The sequence below is a fragment of the Pseudomonas mercuritolerans genome (assembly GCF_025706525.1).
Taxonomy (GTDB): Bacteria; Pseudomonadota; Gammaproteobacteria; order Pseudomonadales; family Pseudomonadaceae; genus Aquipseudomonas; species Aquipseudomonas mercuritolerans.
Genome location: NZ_JAMSHA010000009.1, coordinates 16,875 through 35,547 on the forward strand (window position 1 = coordinate 16,875; position 18,673 = coordinate 35,547).

Genomic DNA, 18,673 nt, shown 5'->3' on the forward strand with positions numbered 1-18,673 from the left:
TTGACCAGTGTGGTCATTGGCCGCCCTTGGCCGGGTAGAAGCCGTCAGTCAGGGTTTGCAAAGCAGCCGGCAACCGTGGCCCGAGGCCGCCAACCAGCAGCGTCGGATCCAGCTCCATCACCCGCCCGCTCTTGGCCGCGCGGCTGGAATTGAGGATCGGATTTTCCTTGAACAACGCGGCTTTTGCCGCCTCGCCCGTCAACGCTCGGTCAGCGAACACCAGCACTTCGGGATCGAGGCTGGCGAGGGATTCGACAGAAAACGGTTTGTAGCCGGTATGCGTCGCAAGGTTGTGCCCGCCGGCTTGTTGCAGCAACCAATCGGCGGCGGTGTCCTTGCCGGCGATCAACGGCTTGCCGCCGGCATGCCCGAGCAACAGCAACACGCCGGGGGCTTTCTGCGTGGTCTGCACTTGGGCAACGCGCACTGTCTGAGCCTGGAGTTGCTGTTGATAACTCTGCAGTAGCTGCGCCGCCTGGTTTTGTGCGCCGAGCAACTGGCCCAGATGGGTGACATTCTTTTCCAGCGTCGGCAGATCCGGCTGCGCCGAGAACAACTCGACCTTGACCTTGGCCGCTTTGACTTGCGCCAGAACCGGCGGCGGTCCCATTTCTCCAGTACCTATCAGAATGTCCGGGCGCAGGCTCAAGATGCCTTCCGCCGACAGGCTGCGCTGATAACCGATACTCGGCAGCGCCTGCAACGATTCGGGATGTTGGCTGGTGGTGTCGACCCCGACCAGCTTCGACTCGCCGCCCAACGCGCTGACCCATTCCGACAGTGCCCCGCCGGCGCTGACCCAGCGTTGCGGTAAATCCGCCGCGATCGTCTGATGGCTGAGAAAAAGACCGACGCACAGCACGACAACGCGGGTTTTCAGGCGCATACACAGCTTCCTTGAACAAGGTTTCCCGGGCATCGGCGCAGCGAGCCAAGTATCCTCGGCAACGGCCAGACTCCCAGTGGGAGAAGGTCGCCATTTGATAATTGTTTGCATTTGAACGTCAAGCTCGGACATATCCCGACACGAGCGGACATTAGAGGATAGCCATGAAGTTTCTCTGCGCCGGCAGCGATCTGGCCGAAGCCGGCAGTCGCGGTTTCGAAATCGAAGGCAAAAAGCTGTTTGCCGTGCGTCGAGGTGGCCAAGTCTTTGTCTATTTCAATCGCTGCCCGCACCGGGGTGTCGGGCTGGAATGGCAGCCCGACCAGTTTCTCGACCCGAGCAACAGCCTGATCCAGTGCGCCACCCATGGCGCACTGTTTCTGATCGAGAACGGCGAATGCGTCGCCGGCCCCTGCGCCGGGCAGTCGCTCACGGCAATTGAATGCCGGGAAGATACACAAGGCGTTTGGATCGACGTTTAACCGTTTAGCCGCACATCAAGTCGGCGATCGATGACCATTTCTTCGTGGTCCAGGCGCACTCCGTAGGCCAACACCTCAACACCACAGGCGACCGCTTCACGCAGCGCCTCGGCGTAAGCCCAATCGATTTCCTCGGCCGGGCGCACGGCATCGATGCCGGTAAGGTTCACGCAGTACAACTGCACCGCCCGAATGCCGTCGCGCGCCAGATGCGCAAGCTCACGCAGGTGTTTGGCGCCACGCTGGGTCACCGCATCGGGAAACGCCGCCACCGCCGTGCCGTCGAAGCCCAAGGTGACGCTTTTGACTTCGACATACGCCGGGCCGCTGGGGTATTCGAGGCGGAAGTCGATGCGGCTTTTTTCCTGTCCGTAGGCAACCTCACGCTTCAACGCGGTAAAGCCGTTCAACTCGGTGATCACGCCGGCCTGCAAGGCTTCTTCGACCAATCCGTTGGCGCGTGCGGTGTTGACGCAAAATAGCCGGCCCTGCGGGGTTTCGCCAATTTCCCAAGTGCCGGGCAATTTGCGTTTCGGGTCATTTGAGCGACTGAACCAGACCTGCCCGCCCTCGACCTGGCAATTGAGCATCGAACCGGTGTTAGGGCAGTGAATGGTCAGCAACTCCCCGCTAACGGTCTCGATATCGGCGAGAAAACGCTTATATCGGCGAATCAGCCGCGCTTCTTCCAGAGCAGGATAAAAGCGCATCAGCCTTGCCAGCTCTTCAAGCCGCGCGCAATGCGTTCCACGGCTTCCCGTAATCGTGCGAGGTTTTGTGTGTAAGCGAAGCGCACGTGATGGCTGGCCTGATAACGACCGAAATCCAGTCCCGGCGTAAAGGCAACGTGCTCGGTTTCGAGGAAATGTCGGCAGAATGCGAAGGCATCACCGCCGAAACGGCTGATATCGGCGTACAGATAAAACGCGCCTTCCGGCTCGACGGCGATGTTGAAACCGAGTTCACGCAGCGCCGGCAGGAGGAAGTCGCGACGGCGCGCAAACTCGGCGCGGCGCTCTTCAAGAATCGCTATGGTGGCCGGCTCGAAACAGGCCAGCGCCGCGTATTGCGCCATGCTCGGCGCACTGATGTAGAGGTTCTGCGCGAGTTTTTCCAGTTCGCTGACCGCCGCTTCTGGCGCCACCAACCAGCCCAGGCGCCAACCGGTCATGCCGAAATACTTGGAAAAACTGTTGAGGACAAAAGCGCTGTCATCGACTTCCAGCACACTGGCGGCATCGGTGCCGTAAGTCAGGCCGTGGTAGATCTCGTCCACCACCAGATGCCCGTGCCTGGCCGTGATCGCTGTGGATAACCCGGCCAGTTCATCGCGCGTCAGCAAAGTGCCCGTCGGGTTGGCCGGCGAAGCGACGAGAGCGCCGACACTGTCGTGGTCCCAGTGCCGATCAATGAGATCCGGGGTCAGTTGATAACGCACATCCGGCCCCACCGGCACCAGTTGCGCCGCGCCTTCGACCAGCCGCAGAAAGTGCCGGTTGCACGGGTAGCCCGGGTCGGCGAGCAGCCAGTGTTTACCCGGATCGACCAACAGGGCACTGGCCAGCAACAGCGCGCCGGAGCCGCCCGGTGTGATCAGAATCCGCCGTGGGTCGATGTTCAGGCCGTATCGCGACTGGTAGAACCCGGCGATCGCCTCGCGCAGTTCGGGAATGCCGCGGGCGGCGGTGTAACGGGTCTTGCCGGCAGTCAACGCGGCCTGGCCGGCGCGAATGATCGGCTCGGCAGTGGTGAAGTCCGGCTCGCCGATTTCCAGATGAATCACATCGTGGCCTTCAGCCTGCAATTCATTGGCCCGCGCCAGCAGCGCCATCACATGGAACGGTTCGATCGCACGACTGCGCGCACTGTAGGGGCCCATTGGAATGCCTTCGACGGAAAAAAGAGACGATTCTACCTGTCTGCCGGAACGAGCGAGAACCCGTGAAGGTCACAGCCTCAAGAACGCTGGACTGTAACGATCTGAACGTACGCTCCAGGATTGACTAAAATCAGTGATTGAACAGGTCTCCCTTCCCACAGACACGGCTTGTCAGACATCTGCAAGCGCCACCCGCCGGGGGCTCGACATCCGGGAGTAGCGCAGGCTGATTTGATCTGGTAAGTTCGCCCGCTTGCAGCCGCAGGGCCGGCAGGTGTCGGTGATGGAGCAATCCTGCGCAATGGATTACAAGAGTAGAGGCGGTCTATTTCATGTCCACCCAAGCAAAGCAACAGCAGCAAGCGACGATCAGCGGCTTCGAACCTTATGTTCCGAAGGCGGGTGAAGAGTACATGGGCGCTCCGATGCGCGCGCACTTCACCAAGATCCTGAACAAGTGGAAACTGGACTTGATGCAGGAAGTCGACCGTACGGTTGATCACATGAAAGACGAAGCGGCCAACTTCCCTGACCCGGCCGACCGTGCCAGCCAGGAAGAAGAGTTCGCCCTCGAACTGCGCGCCCGCGACCGCGAGCGCAAGCTGATCAAGAAAATCGACAAGACCCTGCAACTGATCGAAGACGAAGAGTACGGCTGGTGCGAGTCCTGCGGCATCGAGATCGGCGTCAAGCGCCTCGAAGCCCGTCCGACGGCGGATCTGTGCATCGACTGCAAGACCCTGGCGGAAATCAAGGAAAAGCAGGTCGGCAAGTAATCTCGACCTGAACGAAAGACGGAGCGTGCGAACGCTCCGTTTTTGTTTCTGTGTTTTGCCCGCGGAACCTGCTTCTGCCTCTGTGGGACCGAGCCTGCTCGCGAAAGCGTCCCTTCAGACAGCTCATTATTGACTGACACAGCGCTTTCGCGAGCAGGCTCGCTCCCACAGAGGTAACCTGCTCAAATTCTGAATAGCCTTTATCGCCTCCATGACTGCCAAATCCCCCGCCTACATCGGCCGCTTCGCCCCCACCCCCAGTGGCCACCTGCACTTCGGTTCGCTGGTCGCTGCGTTGGCGTCTTACCTCGACGCCCGCGCCGTCGGTGGGCGCTGGCTGGTGCGCATGGAAGATCTCGATCCGCCGCGCGAAGAGCCCGGTGCGCAAGCCGCGATTCTCAAGGCGCTGGAAAGTTACGGCTTCGAATGGGATGGCGAGATGGTGCGTCAGAGCGATCGACACGCGGCTTATGCCGAAGTGCTCGATAGCCTGTTCAATCATGGCCTGGCCTACGCCTGCACCTGCTCGCGCAAACAACTGGAGCCCTATCACGGGATTTATCTGGGGTTTTGCCGCAATGCCGGGCATGATCAGCACGACGCCGCGATCCGCCTGCGCGTGCCGGAGCTGGAATACCACTTCATTGATCGCGTGCAGGGCGAATACCGCCAGCACCTGGGCCGCGATGTCGGCGACTTTGTCATCCGTCGGCGCGATGGTCTTTATGCTTATCAACTCGCGGTGGTACTCGATGACGCCTGGCAAGGCATTACCGATATTGTGCGCGGCGCCGACCTGCTAGATTCGACGCCGCGTCAGCTATACCTGCAAGAACTGCTCGGCCTGAAACAGCCGCGCTATCTGCACCTGCCGTTGATCACCCAGCCGGACGGCAACAAACTCGGCAAGTCCTACCGCTCGCCGCCGCTTGAAGCCGATCAAGCCACGCCGTTGCTGCTGCGGGCGTTGCGCGCGCTCGGGCAGAATCCCGGCGCTGAATTGGCGCACGCCTCGCCGCGCGAACTGCTGGCCTGGGGCAGCGCGCACTGGGATGCCGAAAAGATCCCGCGCACACTGACCCTGCCCGAAGCGCAACTGCAATGACGACACTTGCAGTCGCGCGCCCATCCGTTACCATCGCCGCACGTTTTCGGGCACGCGCATAAAAAAGAGAGGCCGGGATGTACATCTATCGCTTGGTCCTGCTTCTGGTCGTCGGGATCTACCTGTTCTCCCCCGCCATCATGGATTGGTGGATCGACGCGACGGGCGCCTGGTATCGCCCTTATCTGCTCTGGCTGATCCTGATTGTCGTGACCTTCATCCTGCAGAGCCAAAAAGATGCCGATGAGCTTTAGCCTGACCCAGATGATCCTGGTCAGCGCGGCCTACCTGGCGGCGCTGTTCGGCGTGGCCTGGGTCAGCGAACGGGGCATGATCCCGCGCGCGATCATTCGCCACCCGTTGACCTACACCTTGTCGCTGGGGGTTTACGCCAGCGCCTGGGCGTTCTACGGCACGGTGGGCCTGGCCTATCAGTACGGTTACGGCTTTCTGTCCAGCTATCTCGGCGTGTCCGGTGCGTTTCTGCTGGCGCCGGTGCTGCTTTATCCGATCCTGAAAATCACCCGCACCTATCAACTGTCGTCGCTGGCCGACCTGTTTGCCTTCCGCTTTCGCAGCACCTGGGCCGGTGCGCTGACCACGATTTTCATGCTGATTGGCGTCTTGCCATTGCTTGCCTTGCAGATTCAGGCCGTGGCCGATTCGATCGGCATCCTCACCGGCGAGCGCGTGCAGAGTCGCGTGGCGCTGGCGTTCTGTGCGCTGATCATTCTGTTCACGATCTTCTTCGGTTCCCGGCATATCGCCACCCGTGAGAAACACGAAGGGCTGGTGTTCGCGATTGCCTTTGAGTCGATCATCAAACTGGTCGCCCTCGGCGGCGTTGGCCTGTATGCACTGTATGGGGTGTTCGACGGGCCGCAACAGCTCGAGCTGTGGCTGCTGCAAAACCAGACCGCCCTCGCCGCCCTGCATACGCCGTTGCAGGAAGGCCCGTGGCGCACGCTGTTGCTGGTGTTCTTCGCCTCGGCGATCGTCATGCCGCACATGTATCACATGACCTTTACGGAAAACCTCAACCCGCGCTCGCTGGTCAGCGCCAGTTGGGGCCTGCCGTTGTTTCTGCTGTTGATGAGTCTCGCCGTACCGCTGATTCTCTGGGCCGGTCTGAAACTCGGCGCCACCACCGATCCGGAATATTTCACCCTCGGCATCGGCATTGCCGCCAACAGCAAACCGCTGGCCTTGCTCGCCTACGTCGGTGGCCTGTCCGCCGCCAGTGGCTTGATCATCGTCACCACCCTGGCCTTGTCGGGCATGGCGCTGAACCACCTGGTGCTGCCGCTCTATCAACCGCCGGCCGAAGGCAACATCTACCGCTGGCTGAAATGGACCCGTCGGGCGCTGATCGTGGCGATCATCATGGCCGGTTTCGGTTTCTACCTGATGCTCGGCGTCGAGCAGGATCTGGCCAACCTCGGCATCGTCGCGTTCGTTGCGACCCTGCAATTTCTGCCCGGGGTGTTGTCGGTGCTGTACTGGCCGACCGCCAACCGCCGCGGCTTCATTGCCGGTCTGCTGGCGGGGATCACGGTCTGGGTGGTGACCATGCTGCTGCCGCTGGTCGGCAATCTGCAGGGCTTCTATATCCCGCTGCTGAACATGATCTACGTGCTCGACGACACCAGTTGGCACATGGCGGCCATCGCCTCGCTGGCGGCCAACGTGCTGATGTTCACTTTGATCTCGCTGTTCACCAACGCCAGCCCGGAAGAAGCCAGCGCCGCCGAAGCCTGTGCAGTGGACAACGTGCGCCGCCCGCAACGCCGCGAACTGCACGCCGCCTCGCCGCAGGAGTTCGCCACGCAACTGGCCAAGCCGCTGGGTGCCAAGGCTGCGCAGAAAGAGGTCGAGCAAGCGCTGCGCGACTTGTATCTGCCCTTCGATGAACGCCGGCCGTATGCCTTGCGCCGGTTGCGCGACCGCATCGAGGCCAACCTGTCCGGCCTGATGGGGCCTAGCGTCGCGCAGGACATGGTGGAAACCTTCCTGCCCTATAAGGCTGGCGGCGAAAACTACGTCACCGAAGACATTCATTTCATTGAAAGCCGTCTCGAGGATTACCACTCGCGCCTCACCGGCCTGGCCGCCGAGCTCGATGCCCTGCGCCGCTACCACCGCCAGACCTTGCAGGAACTGCCGATGGGCGTCTGCTCGCTGGCCAAGGATCAGGAGATCCTGATGTGGAACAAGGCCATGGAAGAGCTGACCGGCATCGCCGCACAGCGAGTGGTCGGTTCGCGCCTGAGCACCATCGCCAACCCGTGGAAAGAATTGCTGCAAGGCTTCATCAACCTGCCCGACGAGCATTTGCACAAACAGCACCTGGCCCTTGATGGTCAGACCCGCTGGCTGAATCTGCACAAAGCGGCAATCGACGAGCCGTTGGCACCGGGTAACAGTGGTCTGGTGCTACTCGTCGAGGATTTGACCGAAACGCAGATGCTCGAAGATAAACTGGTGCATTCCGAACGGCTGGCCAGCATCGGCCGACTCGCAGCGGGTGTGGCCCACGAAATCGGCAACCCGATCACCGGCATCGCCTGCCTGGCGCAGAACCTGCGCGAAGAGCGCGAAGATGACGGCGAGCTGACGGAAATCAGCGGGCAGATTCTCGAGCAGACCAAACGCGTCTCGCGCATCGTCCAGTCGCTGATGAGCTTCGCCCATGCCGGCAGTCATCAGCACAACGACGAACCGGTGTGTCTGGCCGAAGTCGCGCAGGACGCCATCGGCCTGCTGGCGCTGAACCGACGCAATTTCGAAGTGCAGTTCTACAACCTGTGCGATCCCGACCACTGGGTCGAAGGCGACCCGCAACGGCTCGCACAGGTACTGATCAATCTGCTCTCCAACGCCCGCGACGCCTCGCCGCCGCACAGCGCGGTACGGGTCAAGAGCGAAGCCGGCGAACACACGGTCGATCTGATCGTCGAAGACGAAGGCAGTGGTATTCCGTCGAGCATCATGGACCGATTGTTCGAACCTTTCTTCACCACCAAGGATCCAGGTGAAGGCACCGGTCTGGGCCTTGCACTGGTCTATTCCATCGTTGAAGAGCATTATGGACAAATCACCATCGACAGCCCGGCTGATGTACAAAGCCAACGCGGCACCCGTATCCGGGTGACCTTACCGCGTCATGTCGAAGCGACGTCCGCTGTGAACTGAGACCGTCGAGAGTATCGAATCAATGCCGCACATTTTGATCGTCGAAGACGAAACAATCATCCGCTCCGCCTTGCGCCGCCTGCTGGAACGCAACCAGTACCAGGTCAGCGAAGCCGGATCAGTGCAGGAAGCACAAGAACGCTTCACCATTCCTACGTTCGATCTGATCGTCAGCGACCTGCGCCTGCCGGGCGCTCCGGGCACCGAGCTGATCAAGCTCGGCCAGGGCACACCGGTGCTGATCATGACCAGTTACGCCAGCCTGCGCTCGGCGGTCGACTCGATGAAAATGGGCGCGGTCGATTACATCGCCAAGCCGTTCGACCACGATGAAATGCTCCAGGCGGTTGCGCGGATCCTGCGCGATCGCCAGTCGGCGCCGGCTGCCGGCGAAGCTACGGCGAGCAAGCCTGCCGCTGGCAATGGCAAAGCCGCTGTGGATAACAGCAATGGTGAAATTGGCATCATCGGCTCCTGCCCACCGATGCAGGACCTGTACAGCAAGATCCGCAAAGTCGCGCCAACCGATTCCAACGTGTTGATTCAGGGTGAGTCCGGTACCGGTAAAGAACTGGTGGCCCGCGCTCTGCACAATCTGTCGAAACGCGCCAAGGCGCCGATGATTTCGGTGAACTGCGCGGCGATTCCGGAAAGCCTGATCGAATCCGAACTGTTCGGCCACGAGAAAGGCGCGTTCACCGGGGCCAGTGCCGGTCGCGCCGGTCTGGTCGAAGCGGCGGACGGCGGCACCTTGTTTCTCGATGAGATCGGCGAACTGCCCCTCGAAGCTCAGGCGCGCTTGCTGCGGGTTCTGCAGGAGGGCGAAATTCGCCGCGTAGGTTCGGTGCAGTCACAGAAAGTCGATGTGCGCCTGATCGCTGCAACTCACCGCGATCTGAAGAGCCTGGCGAAAATCGGTCAGTTCCGTGAAGACCTTTATTACCGTCTGCACGTGATTGCCCTGAAGCTGCCGCCGCTGCGCGAGCGCGGCGCCGACGTCAACGAAATCGCCAATGCCTTCCTCGCTCGCCAGAGCGCGCGGATCAATCGCACCGACCTGAAATTCGCTGCCGATGCCGAACAGGCGATCCGGCACTATTCCTGGCCGGGTAACGTCCGTGAGCTGGAAAACGCTGTCGAGCGCGCGGTGATTCTCAGCGAAAGCCCGGAGATTTCGGCCGACCTGCTGGGCATCGACATCGAGCTGAGCGATCTGGAGGACGATGAGTTCATCGGTCTGCCGCCGCAAACCGGCGGTAACGCCAGCAACAGCAGCCATGAGCCGACCGAGGATCTGTCGCTGGAAGACTATTTCCAGCACTTCGTCCTCGAGCATCAGGACCACATGACCGAGACCGAACTGGCACGCAAACTGGGCGTCAGCCGCAAATGCCTGTGGGAACGCCGCCAGCGTCTGGGCATTCCACGGCGCAAGACCGGGGTTGCCAGCGAGAGCTGAGCGTTACCCACCGCGTGCGCGGGTAACGCATGACAATGTGAAAAAACTGTTACCGCAGTCGATTCACGTAACAGAAGCCGGGGTTATCGGTAACGAAACCCCGGCTTTTTTTCGCCCCTGCAAAACGGTTATATCGACCTAACCCCTTGTTTTACTGGGCTTGGCAAAAGTTGGCACGCACCCTGCTATATGTTTGGTACAAGAACAATAACAAGCAATGCACAAGACAATAAAAATAAGACGAATCGACTCACGCACAATAAAAACAAGACGGCGAGAGGCGCAGCTAACTGATTCTTTTGGAGAGGCGTTGTATTTGGGGCTTGCCCCACGACCAGGCCGAGAACAACAAAAACTGTCCTAAGACAGAGCCTGTACTGGTTGGATCGAGAGATCACTGCAATTCAGCGACCAAAGCAATCCGTTTGCTCTTGGCTCCCGATTGGGAGGGTCACGAGGGAAACACTTCGTGGCGAGGGCACTCAACAAAAACAAGAAGCCCGAATCAATAATAAAAAGAGCACGCAACTACTTCTTGGGGAGCTTCGGCTCCCCTTGTAGTTTCTCCCTTCTGCAAAAAATCCTCCGCTCTACCCCCGCTTCACCCTTGTAGCTTGCGGCTTTCAGCTCGAATCTGCTGTCTCCTACACCATCCCCCGACTAAATGCTAGAATCTGCGCCCATCATGCGGTCATTCTTTTGGTATGGCCGAACATTCCTTCAAACAGTGCATCCCATGCTGAAGAAGCTGTTCCAGTCATTCCGAACTCCCGTGCGTCGTACGCAACACATCCGCAGCACCCCTGAAGTGCTCAACAGCGGCCAACATTCGCTGCAGAAAACGCAGTTCAGCCGCTATGCGGTGAATATCGTCGAACGCCTGCAAGGTGCCGGTTACCAGGCTTATCTGGTCGGTGGTTGCGTGCGTGACATGCTGCTGGGCATCACGCCCAAGGACTTCGACGTCGCCACCAGTGCCACCCCCGAGCAGGTGCGCGCCGAATTCCGCAATGCGCGGATCATCGGTCGCCGGTTCAAGCTGGTGCACATCCATTTCGGTCGCGAAATCATTGAAGTCGCGACCTTCCGCGCCAACCACCCGGTCAACGAAGACGACGAAGACAGCAACCAGTCTTCGCGCAACGAGAGCGGGCGGATTCTGCGCGACAACGTCTACGGCACCCTGGAAGAAGACGCGCAACGTCGCGACTTCACCATCAACGCCCTGTATTACGATCCGGTCAGTGAGCGCATTCTCGATTACGCCAATGGCGTGCACGACATCCGCAATCACCTGATCCGTCTGATCGGCGACCCGAAGCAGCGCTATCAGGAAGACCCGGTGCGCATGCTGCGGGCCGTGCGTTTCGCCGCCAAGCTCAACTTCGGCATCGAGAAGCACACCGTGCAGCCGATCCGTGAATTGGCGCCGATGCTGCGCGAGATTCCGTCGGCGCGGCTGTTCGAAGAAGTGCTCAAGCTGTTCCTCTCCGGGCACGGCGCAATCACCTTTGAAATGCTGGTTGATCTGCAACTGTTCTCGCCGCTGTTCCCGGCCAGTGCCGAGGCGCTGGAATACAATCCGGAATATACCCACACGCTGATCAGCGAAGCACTGACCAACACCGACCTGCGCATCAAGCAGAACAAACCGGTGACCCCGGCGTTCCTCTTCGCCGCCCTGCTCTGGCCTGCGCTGCCGGCGCGCGTATTGCGTCTGCAGGAACGTGGCATGCCGCCGATTCCGGCGATGCAGGAAGCCGCTCACGAGCTGATTGCCGAGCAGTGCCAGCGCATCGCAATTCCGAAGCGCTTTACCATGCCGATCCGCGAAATCTGGGACATGCAGGAACGCCTGCCACGGCGCAGCGGCAAACGCGCCGATCTGTTGCTGGACAACCCGCGCTTCCGTGCCGGTTACGATTTCCTGCTGCTGCGTGAAAGCGCCGGCGAGGAGACCGATGGCCTCGGCGAGTGGTGGACCGATTATCAGGACGCCAACGACAGCGAGCGTCGCGACATGATCCGCGACCTCAGCGGCAAGGGCGACGATGCCAGCGGCGCGCCACGCAAACGGCGCCGCAGCGGCGGTTCCAAGCGCAAGCGCGCCGGTGCTTCGAGCGCGACGGGCGAGTAAGCGATGGAACGCATCTACATCGGCCTGGGCAGCAACCTCGCTGACCCGGCCGACCAGTTGCGCAGCGCCATCGCGGCGCTGGGGCAATTGCCGCAGACGAGCCTTGCCGGCGTCTCAGCCTTTTATCAAAGCGATTCGCTGTTGCCGGGCCAGCCTCGTTACACCAATGCCGTCGCAGCCCTCGACAGTTCGCTCGCACCGATCGAGCTGCTCGACGCCTTGCAAGCGATCGAAAACGCTCAGGGCCGCGAGCGTCTTGAGCGCTGGGGGCCACGCACGCTGGATCTGGATATTCTGCTGTTTGGCGATCGCCTGATCGATGAGCCACGGCTGAAGGTCCCGCATTACCAGATTCAGGAGCGCGCTTTCGTTCTCTATCCCCTGGCTGAACTGGCACCGCAGGATCTGCGTCTCGCCGATGGCCGCACGCTGACAGACCTGCTGGCCGCCTGCGCGTTCGTCGGCCTTGAGCGCATATCCCACGCCTGACACGAATCCGTCGTGTAGGAGCTGCGGAACGCTGCGATCTTTTGGTCTTGATGCTAAAAATCAAAAGATCGCAGCCTCGTTTCACTCGACAGCTCCTACAGTTGATCGGGTGAGATTCACTATTATTGTCAGACAAAAATCCCCCGAATCAGGCCCGCCGCGCCGCTGAATCGCATCAGTAACGCCGGTAACACCGCCCGCGTAACAATGCGGTAACACACGCAATTGACTTCCTGTTGGCTCATCACGACTATAGGCGTCCCGCTGCCGCCAACCCGGTATGAACGGGCGCAATCCAGGCCTTTCAAAGCACGACACAAGACCGTGCGCCTGAGTAGATGAAGAATCACGCGCGTGACTCGCAGCAGTTTCCAGAGCGCCTGAACGAGGATTTTTTACATGCCAGCCATCACCCTGACCACGCTCCAGAGCCTCAAGCAGAAAGGTGAAAAAATCACCATGCTGACCTGCTATGACGCGACCTTCGCCCATGCCTGCAACGAGGCCGGTGTCGAAGTGCTGCTGGTCGGCGACTCCCTCGGCATGGTCCTGCAGGGGCACGACAGCACCCTGCCGGTGACCACGGCGGAAATGGCCTACCACGTCGCCAGCGTCAAGCGTGGCAATGGCGATGCCCTGATCCTCGCCGACCTGCCGTTCATGGCCAACGCTACCCTCGAACAGACCATGAACAACAGCGCCATGCTGATGCAGGCCGGTGCGCACATGGTCAAGGTTGAAGGTCAACTGTGGCTGGCGGAGTCGATCCGCCTGCTTGCCGAGCGCGGTGTGCCGGTGTGTGCGCACATGGGCCTGACCCCGCAAGCAGTGAACATCCTCGGTGGCTATAAAGTGCAGGGCCGCAACGAGAACCAGGCGCGGCAGATGCGTGCCGATGCGATCGCGCTGGAGCAGGCCGGTGCGGCCATGCTGTTGCTTGAGTGCGTGCCGAGCGAACTGGCGGCAGAAATCAGCCAGGCCGTGAGCATTCCGGTGATCGGTATCGGTGCCGGCAACGCCACCGACGGCCAGGTGCTGGTATTGCACGACATGCTCGGCCTGTCGATCACCGGCCGCGTACCCAAATTCGTCAAAAACTTCATGCAAGGTCAGGACAGCATCCAGTCCGCGCTGAAGGCTTACGTCAGCGAAGTAAAAGCCACCACGTTCCCCGGCATCGAACACGGATTCTCTGCATGAACACCGTCAAAACCGTACGCGAACTGCGTGCCGCCGTCGCCCGCGCGCGCAGTGAAGGCAAGCGCATCGGCTTCGTGCCGACCATGGGCAACCTGCACAGCGGCCACGTCGCGCTGGTCACTAAAGCCACTCAGCGAGTGGATTTCGTCGTCGCGAGTATTTTCGTCAATCCGTTGCAATTCGGCGCCGGCGAAGACCTCGACAAATACCCGCGCACCCTCGCCGCCGATCAGGAAAAGCTCCTCGAAGCCGGTTGCGACCTGCTGTTTGCGCCGACGGTTGAAGAGATGTACCCGGACGGCATGGCCGGACAAACCCGGGTCAGTGTGCCGCAATTGTCCGAAGGCCTGTGTGGCGCCAGCCGTCCGGGGCACTTCGAAGGTGTGGCGACCGTAGTCAGCAAGCTGTTCAACATGGTCCAGCCGGATCTGGCGATTTTCGGCCAGAAGGATTACCAGCAACTGGCGGTGATCCGCGCACTGGTGCATGACCTGAACATGCCGATCCAGATCATCGGCGAGCCGACCGTGCGTGCAGCGGACGGTCTGGCGCTGTCGTCGCGCAACGGCTTCCTCAGTGAAGATCAACGCGCGGTGGCACCTGTGGTGTATCGCGTGCTGAGCAGCATTGCCGAAGCGATCAAGCAAGGTGAGCGTGATTACCCGGCGCTGATCGCTGCGCAGTCGCAGGTGCTGGAAGCGGCGGGGCTGCGTCCGGACTATCTGGAAATACGCCATGGCCTGACGTTGCGTCCGGCGACGGTGGAAGATCGCGATCTGGTGATTCTCGCGGCGGCGTTCCTCGGCACTACGCGGCTGATCGACAACCTGCACCTGAACCTCGATAGCCCGATTTAAGCAGCAACGAATTTCCTGTGGGAGCGAGCCTGCTCGCGAAGGCGGTGTATCAGCGACTTATAAGTTGCCTGACACCACGCCTTCGCGAGCAGGCTCGCTCCCACAGGTGTTTTCGGTGCATGCCGGTTGGGCGAAAATCTTTCGGGCACCTCCGTTTGTCGGCCAGATTCCTCTGCGGATGTTAAAAAAGTACAGGGATCTGGTCAGACAAAGTCAAGACAGAACGCAGCGCGAGGTTTACTGTATTCGCCCTGTGTCCAGATCTCGTGTCGACGCAGTTGATCCCATGCGCTAAAAACCCGTGGTTGATCTGTACCGTGTTCAAAAGGCCGTTCAAGTAAAAAGGAAAACCGCAGCGATGGCGTACTACCGCACTCCTCACGACGTTACCGCTCTGCCCGCCTGGCAAGCGTTGAAAGATCACCGCCAAGCCATGCAGGATTTCAGCATGCGCGAGGCCTTCAACGCCGATCCGCAGCGTTTCAATCAGTTCACCCTCAGCAGCTGCGGTCTGTTTCTCGATTATTCGAAGAATTTGATCAACGCCGAGACCCGCGACCTGCTCGTGGGCCTGGCCAATGAAGTCGATCTGAAGGGCGCGATCAAAGCGCTGTTCGACGGCGAAATCGTCAACGCCTCCGAAGGCCGCCCGGCACTGCACACCGCCCTGCGCCGCCCGGTCGGCGACAAGTTGTCGGTCAACGGCGTCAACGTGATGCCGGAAGTGCACAAGGTGCTGAACCAGATCACCGATCTGGTCGGCCGTATTCACGACGGCCTGTGGCGCGGTTACACCGAGAAGCCGATCACTGACGTGGTCAATATCGGTATCGGTGGTTCGTTCCTCGGCCCTGAGCTGGTGTCCGAAGCGCTGCTGTCCTACGCGCAGAAAGGCGTGCGTTGCCATTATCTGGCGAACATCGACGGCAGCGAATTCCACGAGCTGACGCAGAAACTGCGCGCCGAGACCACGCTGTTCATCGTTTCGTCGAAGTCGTTCAACACTCTCGAAACGTTGAAAAACGCGCAGGCCGCACGCGCCTGGTACCTGGCGCAGGGCGGCTCGGAAGCCGAGCTGTATCGCCACTTCATCGCTGTGTCGAGCAACAACGCCGCCGCTGTGGCTTTCGGGATTCGCGAAGAAAACATCTTCCCGATGTGGGACTGGGTCGGCGGGCGTTACTCGCTGTGGTCGGCGATCGGTTTGCCAATCGCCCTGGCCATCGGCATGTCCAACTTCAAGGAACTGCTGTCCGGTGCCTACACCATGGACCAGCATTTCCAGACCGCGCCATTCGAACAGAACATGCCGGTGCTGCTGGCCCTGCTCGGCGTCTGGTACGGCAATTTCTGGGGTGCGCAGAGCCACGCGATCCTGCCGTACGACCACTACCTGCGCAACATCACCAAGCACTTGCAACAGCTGGACATGGAGTCCAACGGCAAGAGCGTGCGTCAGGACGGCACCTCGGTGTCGACCGATACCGGCCCGGTGATCTGGGGCGGCGTCGGCTGCAACGGTCAGCACGCTTATCACCAGTTGCTGCACCAGGGCACCCAACTGATCCCGGCCGACTTCATCGTGCCGATCGTCAGCTTCAACCCGGTTTCCGACCATCACCAGTGGCTGTACGCCAACTGCCTGTCGCAGAGCCAGGCGCTGATGCTCGGCAAGACCCTGCCGGAAGCTGAAGCCGAACTGCGCGACAAAGGCATGGGCGAAGACGACGTGCGCAAACTTGCGCCGCACAAGGTGATCCCGGGCAATCGTCCGAGCAACACCCTGGTGGTCGAACGCATCAGCCCGCGTCGCCTCGGCGCGCTGGTTGCGATGTATGAGCACAAAGTGTTCGTGCAAAGCGTGGTCTGGGGCATCAACGCCTTCGACCAGTGGGGTGTGGAACTGGGCAAGGAATTGGGCAAAGGCGTCTACAACCGACTGGTCGGCAGCGACGAGACCGTGGCTGACGATGCCTCGACTCAAGGCCTGATCAACTACTTCCGCGGGCGCCATCGCGGCTGATAAAAGCCTTCGGGCACAACGCTGTTCCCCTGTGGGAGCGAGCCTGCTCGCGAAATCGGTGCGTCATTCAACACTGTGTTGACTGATCCGCCGCCTTCGCGAGCAAGCTCGCTCCCACAGTTGTTTTGGCGCATGACTTGAACCTGTGCAGCGCTCGGCGCATCTTTATTCGTGTCGCACCACAAGAATAAGGAACCGTCATGTTCGATATCAGCACGTTCCCCAAAGCCGATGCCGTGCGCCAGGCCGCTCAGTTGAGCCAGGACGAGTATCGGCGCCTGTACCGCGAATCGATTAAACACCCCAGCGCCTTCTGGGCCGAGCAGGCCACGCGTTTCCTCGATTGGAGCACGCCGTGGCAGACCGTGCAGCGCTACGACCTGAAAACCGGTGAAGCGGCCTGGTTTGCCGGCGGCAAGCTCAACGTCAGTTACAACTGCATCGACCGTCACCTCAAGCAACGCGGCGAGCAGACCGCCCTGCTCTGGGAAGGCGATGATCCTGCCGAATCGGCGCAGATCACTTACAACAAACTCCATCACCACGTCTGCCGTCTGGCCAACGTACTGAAAAGCCGTGGCGTGAAGAAAGGCGATCGGGTGTGCATCTACATGCCGATGATCCCCGAAGCCACCTACGCCATGCTCGCCTGCGCGCGAATCGGCGCGATTCATTCGGTGGTGTTCGGCGGATTTTCCCCGGATTCCCTGCGTGATCGAATTCTCGACGCCGACTGCCGCACCGTGATCACCGCCGATGAGGGCGTGCGCGGCGGCCGCTTCGTGCCGCTGAAAAACAACGTCGACAAAGCCCTGCAAAGCTGCCCGAACGTCAGCACCGTGGTGGTGGTCGAGCGCACTCAGGGCCAGGTCGATTGGGTCGAAGGCCGTGACCTTTGGTATCACCAGGCCGTGCGCGAGGTCAGCGACGACTGCCCGCCGGAACCGATGGACGCTGAAGACCCGCTGTTCATCCTCTACACCTCCGGCAGCACCGGCAAACCCAAAGGCGTGCTGCACACCACCGGCGGCTACCTGCTGCAAGCGGCAATGACCTTCAAGTACGTACTCGACTACCGCGACGGCGAAGTGTTCTGGTGCACCGCCGACGTCGGCTGGGTCACCGGCCACAGTTACATCGTCTACGGGCCGCTGGCCAACGGTGCGACCACACTGATGTTCGAAGGCGTGCCGAGCTACCCGAGCAGTTCGCGCTTCTGGCAGGTCATCGACAAGCACAAGGTCAACATCTTTTACACCGCGCCCACCGCCCTGCGCGCGCTGATGCGCGAAGGTGCCGGACCATTGAAGGAAACCTCGCGCGCCAGCCTCAGATTGCTCGGCAGCGTCGGTGAGCCGATCAACCCGGAAGCGTGGGAATGGTATTTCAATGCTGTCGGTGAACAGCGCTGCCCGATCGTCGACACCTGGTGGCAGACCGAAACCGGCGGCATCATGCTCAGCCCGCTGGTCAGCGCGCAACGGATCAAACCGGGCTGCGCGACGCAACCGATGTTTGGCGTGCAACCGGTGTTGCTTGACGAAGTCGGCAAGGAAATCAAAGGCGCCGGCAGTGGCGTGCTGGCGATCAAATCCAGCTGGCCGGCGCAGATTCGCAGCGTCTACGGCGATCCGCAGCGGATGATCGACACCTACTTCAAACCCTACCCCGGCTATTACTTCACCGGCGACGGCGCCCGCCGCGACGAGGACGGCGATTACTGGATCACCGGACGCATCGACGATGTGATCAACGTCTCCGGCCACCGCATCGGCACCGCCGAAGTGGAGAGCGCCTTGGTGCTGCACGACAGCATCGCCGAGGCCGCCGTGGTCGGTTATCCCCACGACGTCAAAGGCCAGGGCATCTACGCGTTCGTCACGCCAATGAACGGCACCGAGGCCAACGAAGAGCTCAAGAAAGACCTGCTGGCGCATGTCAGCAAGGAGATCGGCAGCTTCGCCAAACCGGACCTGATCCAGTGGGCGCCGGCGCTGCCAAAGACCCGTTCGGGCAAGATCATGCGGCGGATTCTGCGCAAGATTGCCTGCAATGAGCTCGACAGTCTGGGCGATACTTCGACGCTGGCTGATCCGAGTGTGGTGCAGGACCTCGTCGACAAGCGGCTCAATACTTGAGAGCTGCAAGTTTCTAGCTACAAGCTGCAAGCTAAAGCGGTCCGCGCAGC

Annotated in this window: 15 protein-coding genes; 12 read left to right on the forward strand and 3 right to left on the reverse strand. The window is 60.8% G+C overall.

All coding sequences use genetic code 11. The annotated features are described in order from the left end of the window. Positions 1 to 13: 13 nt before the first annotated feature. A complete protein-coding gene (locus ND528_RS23000) occupies positions 14 to 886 on the reverse strand; it encodes a heme/hemin ABC transporter substrate-binding protein (protein WP_263471305.1) in 873 nt (290 codons plus the stop codon). A gap of 164 nt (positions 887 to 1,050) precedes the next feature. On the opposite strand from ND528_RS23000, the gene ND528_RS23005 reads away from it, so the two are divergent. Further along, a complete protein-coding gene (locus ND528_RS23005) occupies positions 1,051 to 1,368 on the forward strand; it encodes a Rieske (2Fe-2S) protein (protein WP_122506697.1) in 318 nt (105 codons plus the stop codon). Here the strand turns inward: ND528_RS23005 and sfsA are convergent. Beyond that, complete coding sequence (gene sfsA / locus ND528_RS23010; RefSeq protein ID WP_122706084.1) at positions 1,365 to 2,078, reverse strand: DNA/RNA nuclease SfsA; 714 nt, start codon at positions 2,076 to 2,078, stop codon at positions 1,365 to 1,367. The genes ND528_RS23005 and sfsA overlap by 4 nt on opposite strands. After that, entirely contained in the window at positions 2,078 to 3,247 is a 1,170-nt protein-coding gene (locus tag ND528_RS23015; protein WP_137215591.1) for a pyridoxal phosphate-dependent aminotransferase, read from the reverse strand. The genes sfsA and ND528_RS23015 overlap by 1 nt, the downstream gene beginning before the upstream one ends. Positions 3,248 to 3,579: 332 nt before the next feature. Between ND528_RS23015 and dksA the strand changes: the two genes are divergently transcribed. From dksA to acs, 11 genes are all read left to right on the forward strand, one after another. Further along, complete coding sequence (gene dksA, locus ND528_RS23020; RefSeq protein ID WP_101157646.1) at positions 3,580 to 4,023, forward strand: RNA polymerase-binding protein DksA; 444 nt, start codon at positions 3,580 to 3,582, stop codon at positions 4,021 to 4,023. A 211-nt stretch (positions 4,024 to 4,234) separates the two neighbouring features. Next, positions 4,235 to 5,128, forward strand: a complete 894-nt coding sequence (gene gluQRS / locus ND528_RS23025; protein WP_263471306.1) for a tRNA glutamyl-Q(34) synthetase GluQRS — start codon at positions 4,235 to 4,237, stop codon at positions 5,126 to 5,128. A gap of 77 nt (positions 5,129 to 5,205) precedes the next feature. Then, positions 5,206 to 5,382 (forward strand): hypothetical protein, encoded by a 177-nt coding sequence (locus tag ND528_RS23030; protein ID WP_003176118.1) that lies wholly within the window; start codon positions 5,206 to 5,208, stop codon positions 5,380 to 5,382. After that, positions 5,366 to 8,320, forward strand: coding sequence for a sensor histidine kinase (locus ND528_RS23035; protein ID WP_161984088.1), 2,955 nt, complete (start codon positions 5,366 to 5,368; stop codon positions 8,318 to 8,320). Before ND528_RS23030 ends, ND528_RS23035 begins: the two co-directional genes overlap by 17 nt. 22 nt (positions 8,321 to 8,342) lie before the next feature. Next, entirely contained in the window at positions 8,343 to 9,779 is a 1,437-nt protein-coding gene (locus ND528_RS23040) for a sigma-54-dependent transcriptional regulator (RefSeq protein WP_039761623.1), read from the forward strand. A 736-nt stretch (positions 9,780 to 10,515) separates the two neighbouring features. Beyond that, positions 10,516 to 11,916 carry a polynucleotide adenylyltransferase PcnB gene (locus ND528_RS23045; protein WP_178083632.1) on the forward strand — a complete coding sequence of 467 codons (1,401 nt, stop codon included), beginning with the start codon at positions 10,516 to 10,518 and terminating at the stop codon, positions 11,914 to 11,916. A 3-nt stretch (positions 11,917 to 11,919) separates the two neighbouring features. Then, the gene (gene folK, locus ND528_RS23050; protein ID WP_263471308.1) at positions 11,920 to 12,405 is read left to right on the forward strand and encodes a 2-amino-4-hydroxy-6-hydroxymethyldihydropteridine diphosphokinase; all 486 of its coding nucleotides are present in this window, start codon (positions 11,920 to 11,922) and stop codon (positions 12,403 to 12,405) included. Between the two features lie 399 nt (positions 12,406 to 12,804). Further along, positions 12,805 to 13,605, forward strand: coding sequence for a 3-methyl-2-oxobutanoate hydroxymethyltransferase (gene panB, locus ND528_RS23055; protein ID WP_122750964.1), 801 nt, complete (start codon positions 12,805 to 12,807; stop codon positions 13,603 to 13,605). Beyond that, entirely contained in the window at positions 13,602 to 14,462 is an 861-nt protein-coding gene (panC, locus tag ND528_RS23060) for a pantoate--beta-alanine ligase (protein ID WP_263471309.1), read from the forward strand. Before panB ends, panC begins: the two co-directional genes overlap by 4 nt. A 358-nt stretch (positions 14,463 to 14,820) precedes the next feature. Then, positions 14,821 to 16,485, forward strand: coding sequence for a glucose-6-phosphate isomerase (pgi, locus tag ND528_RS23065; protein ID WP_130909975.1), 1,665 nt, complete (start codon positions 14,821 to 14,823; stop codon positions 16,483 to 16,485). A gap of 200 nt (positions 16,486 to 16,685) precedes the next feature. Beyond that, complete coding sequence (gene acs, locus ND528_RS23070; protein WP_263471310.1) at positions 16,686 to 18,623, forward strand: acetate--CoA ligase; 1,938 nt, start codon at positions 16,686 to 16,688, stop codon at positions 18,621 to 18,623. Positions 18,624 to 18,673 lie beyond the last annotated feature (50 nt).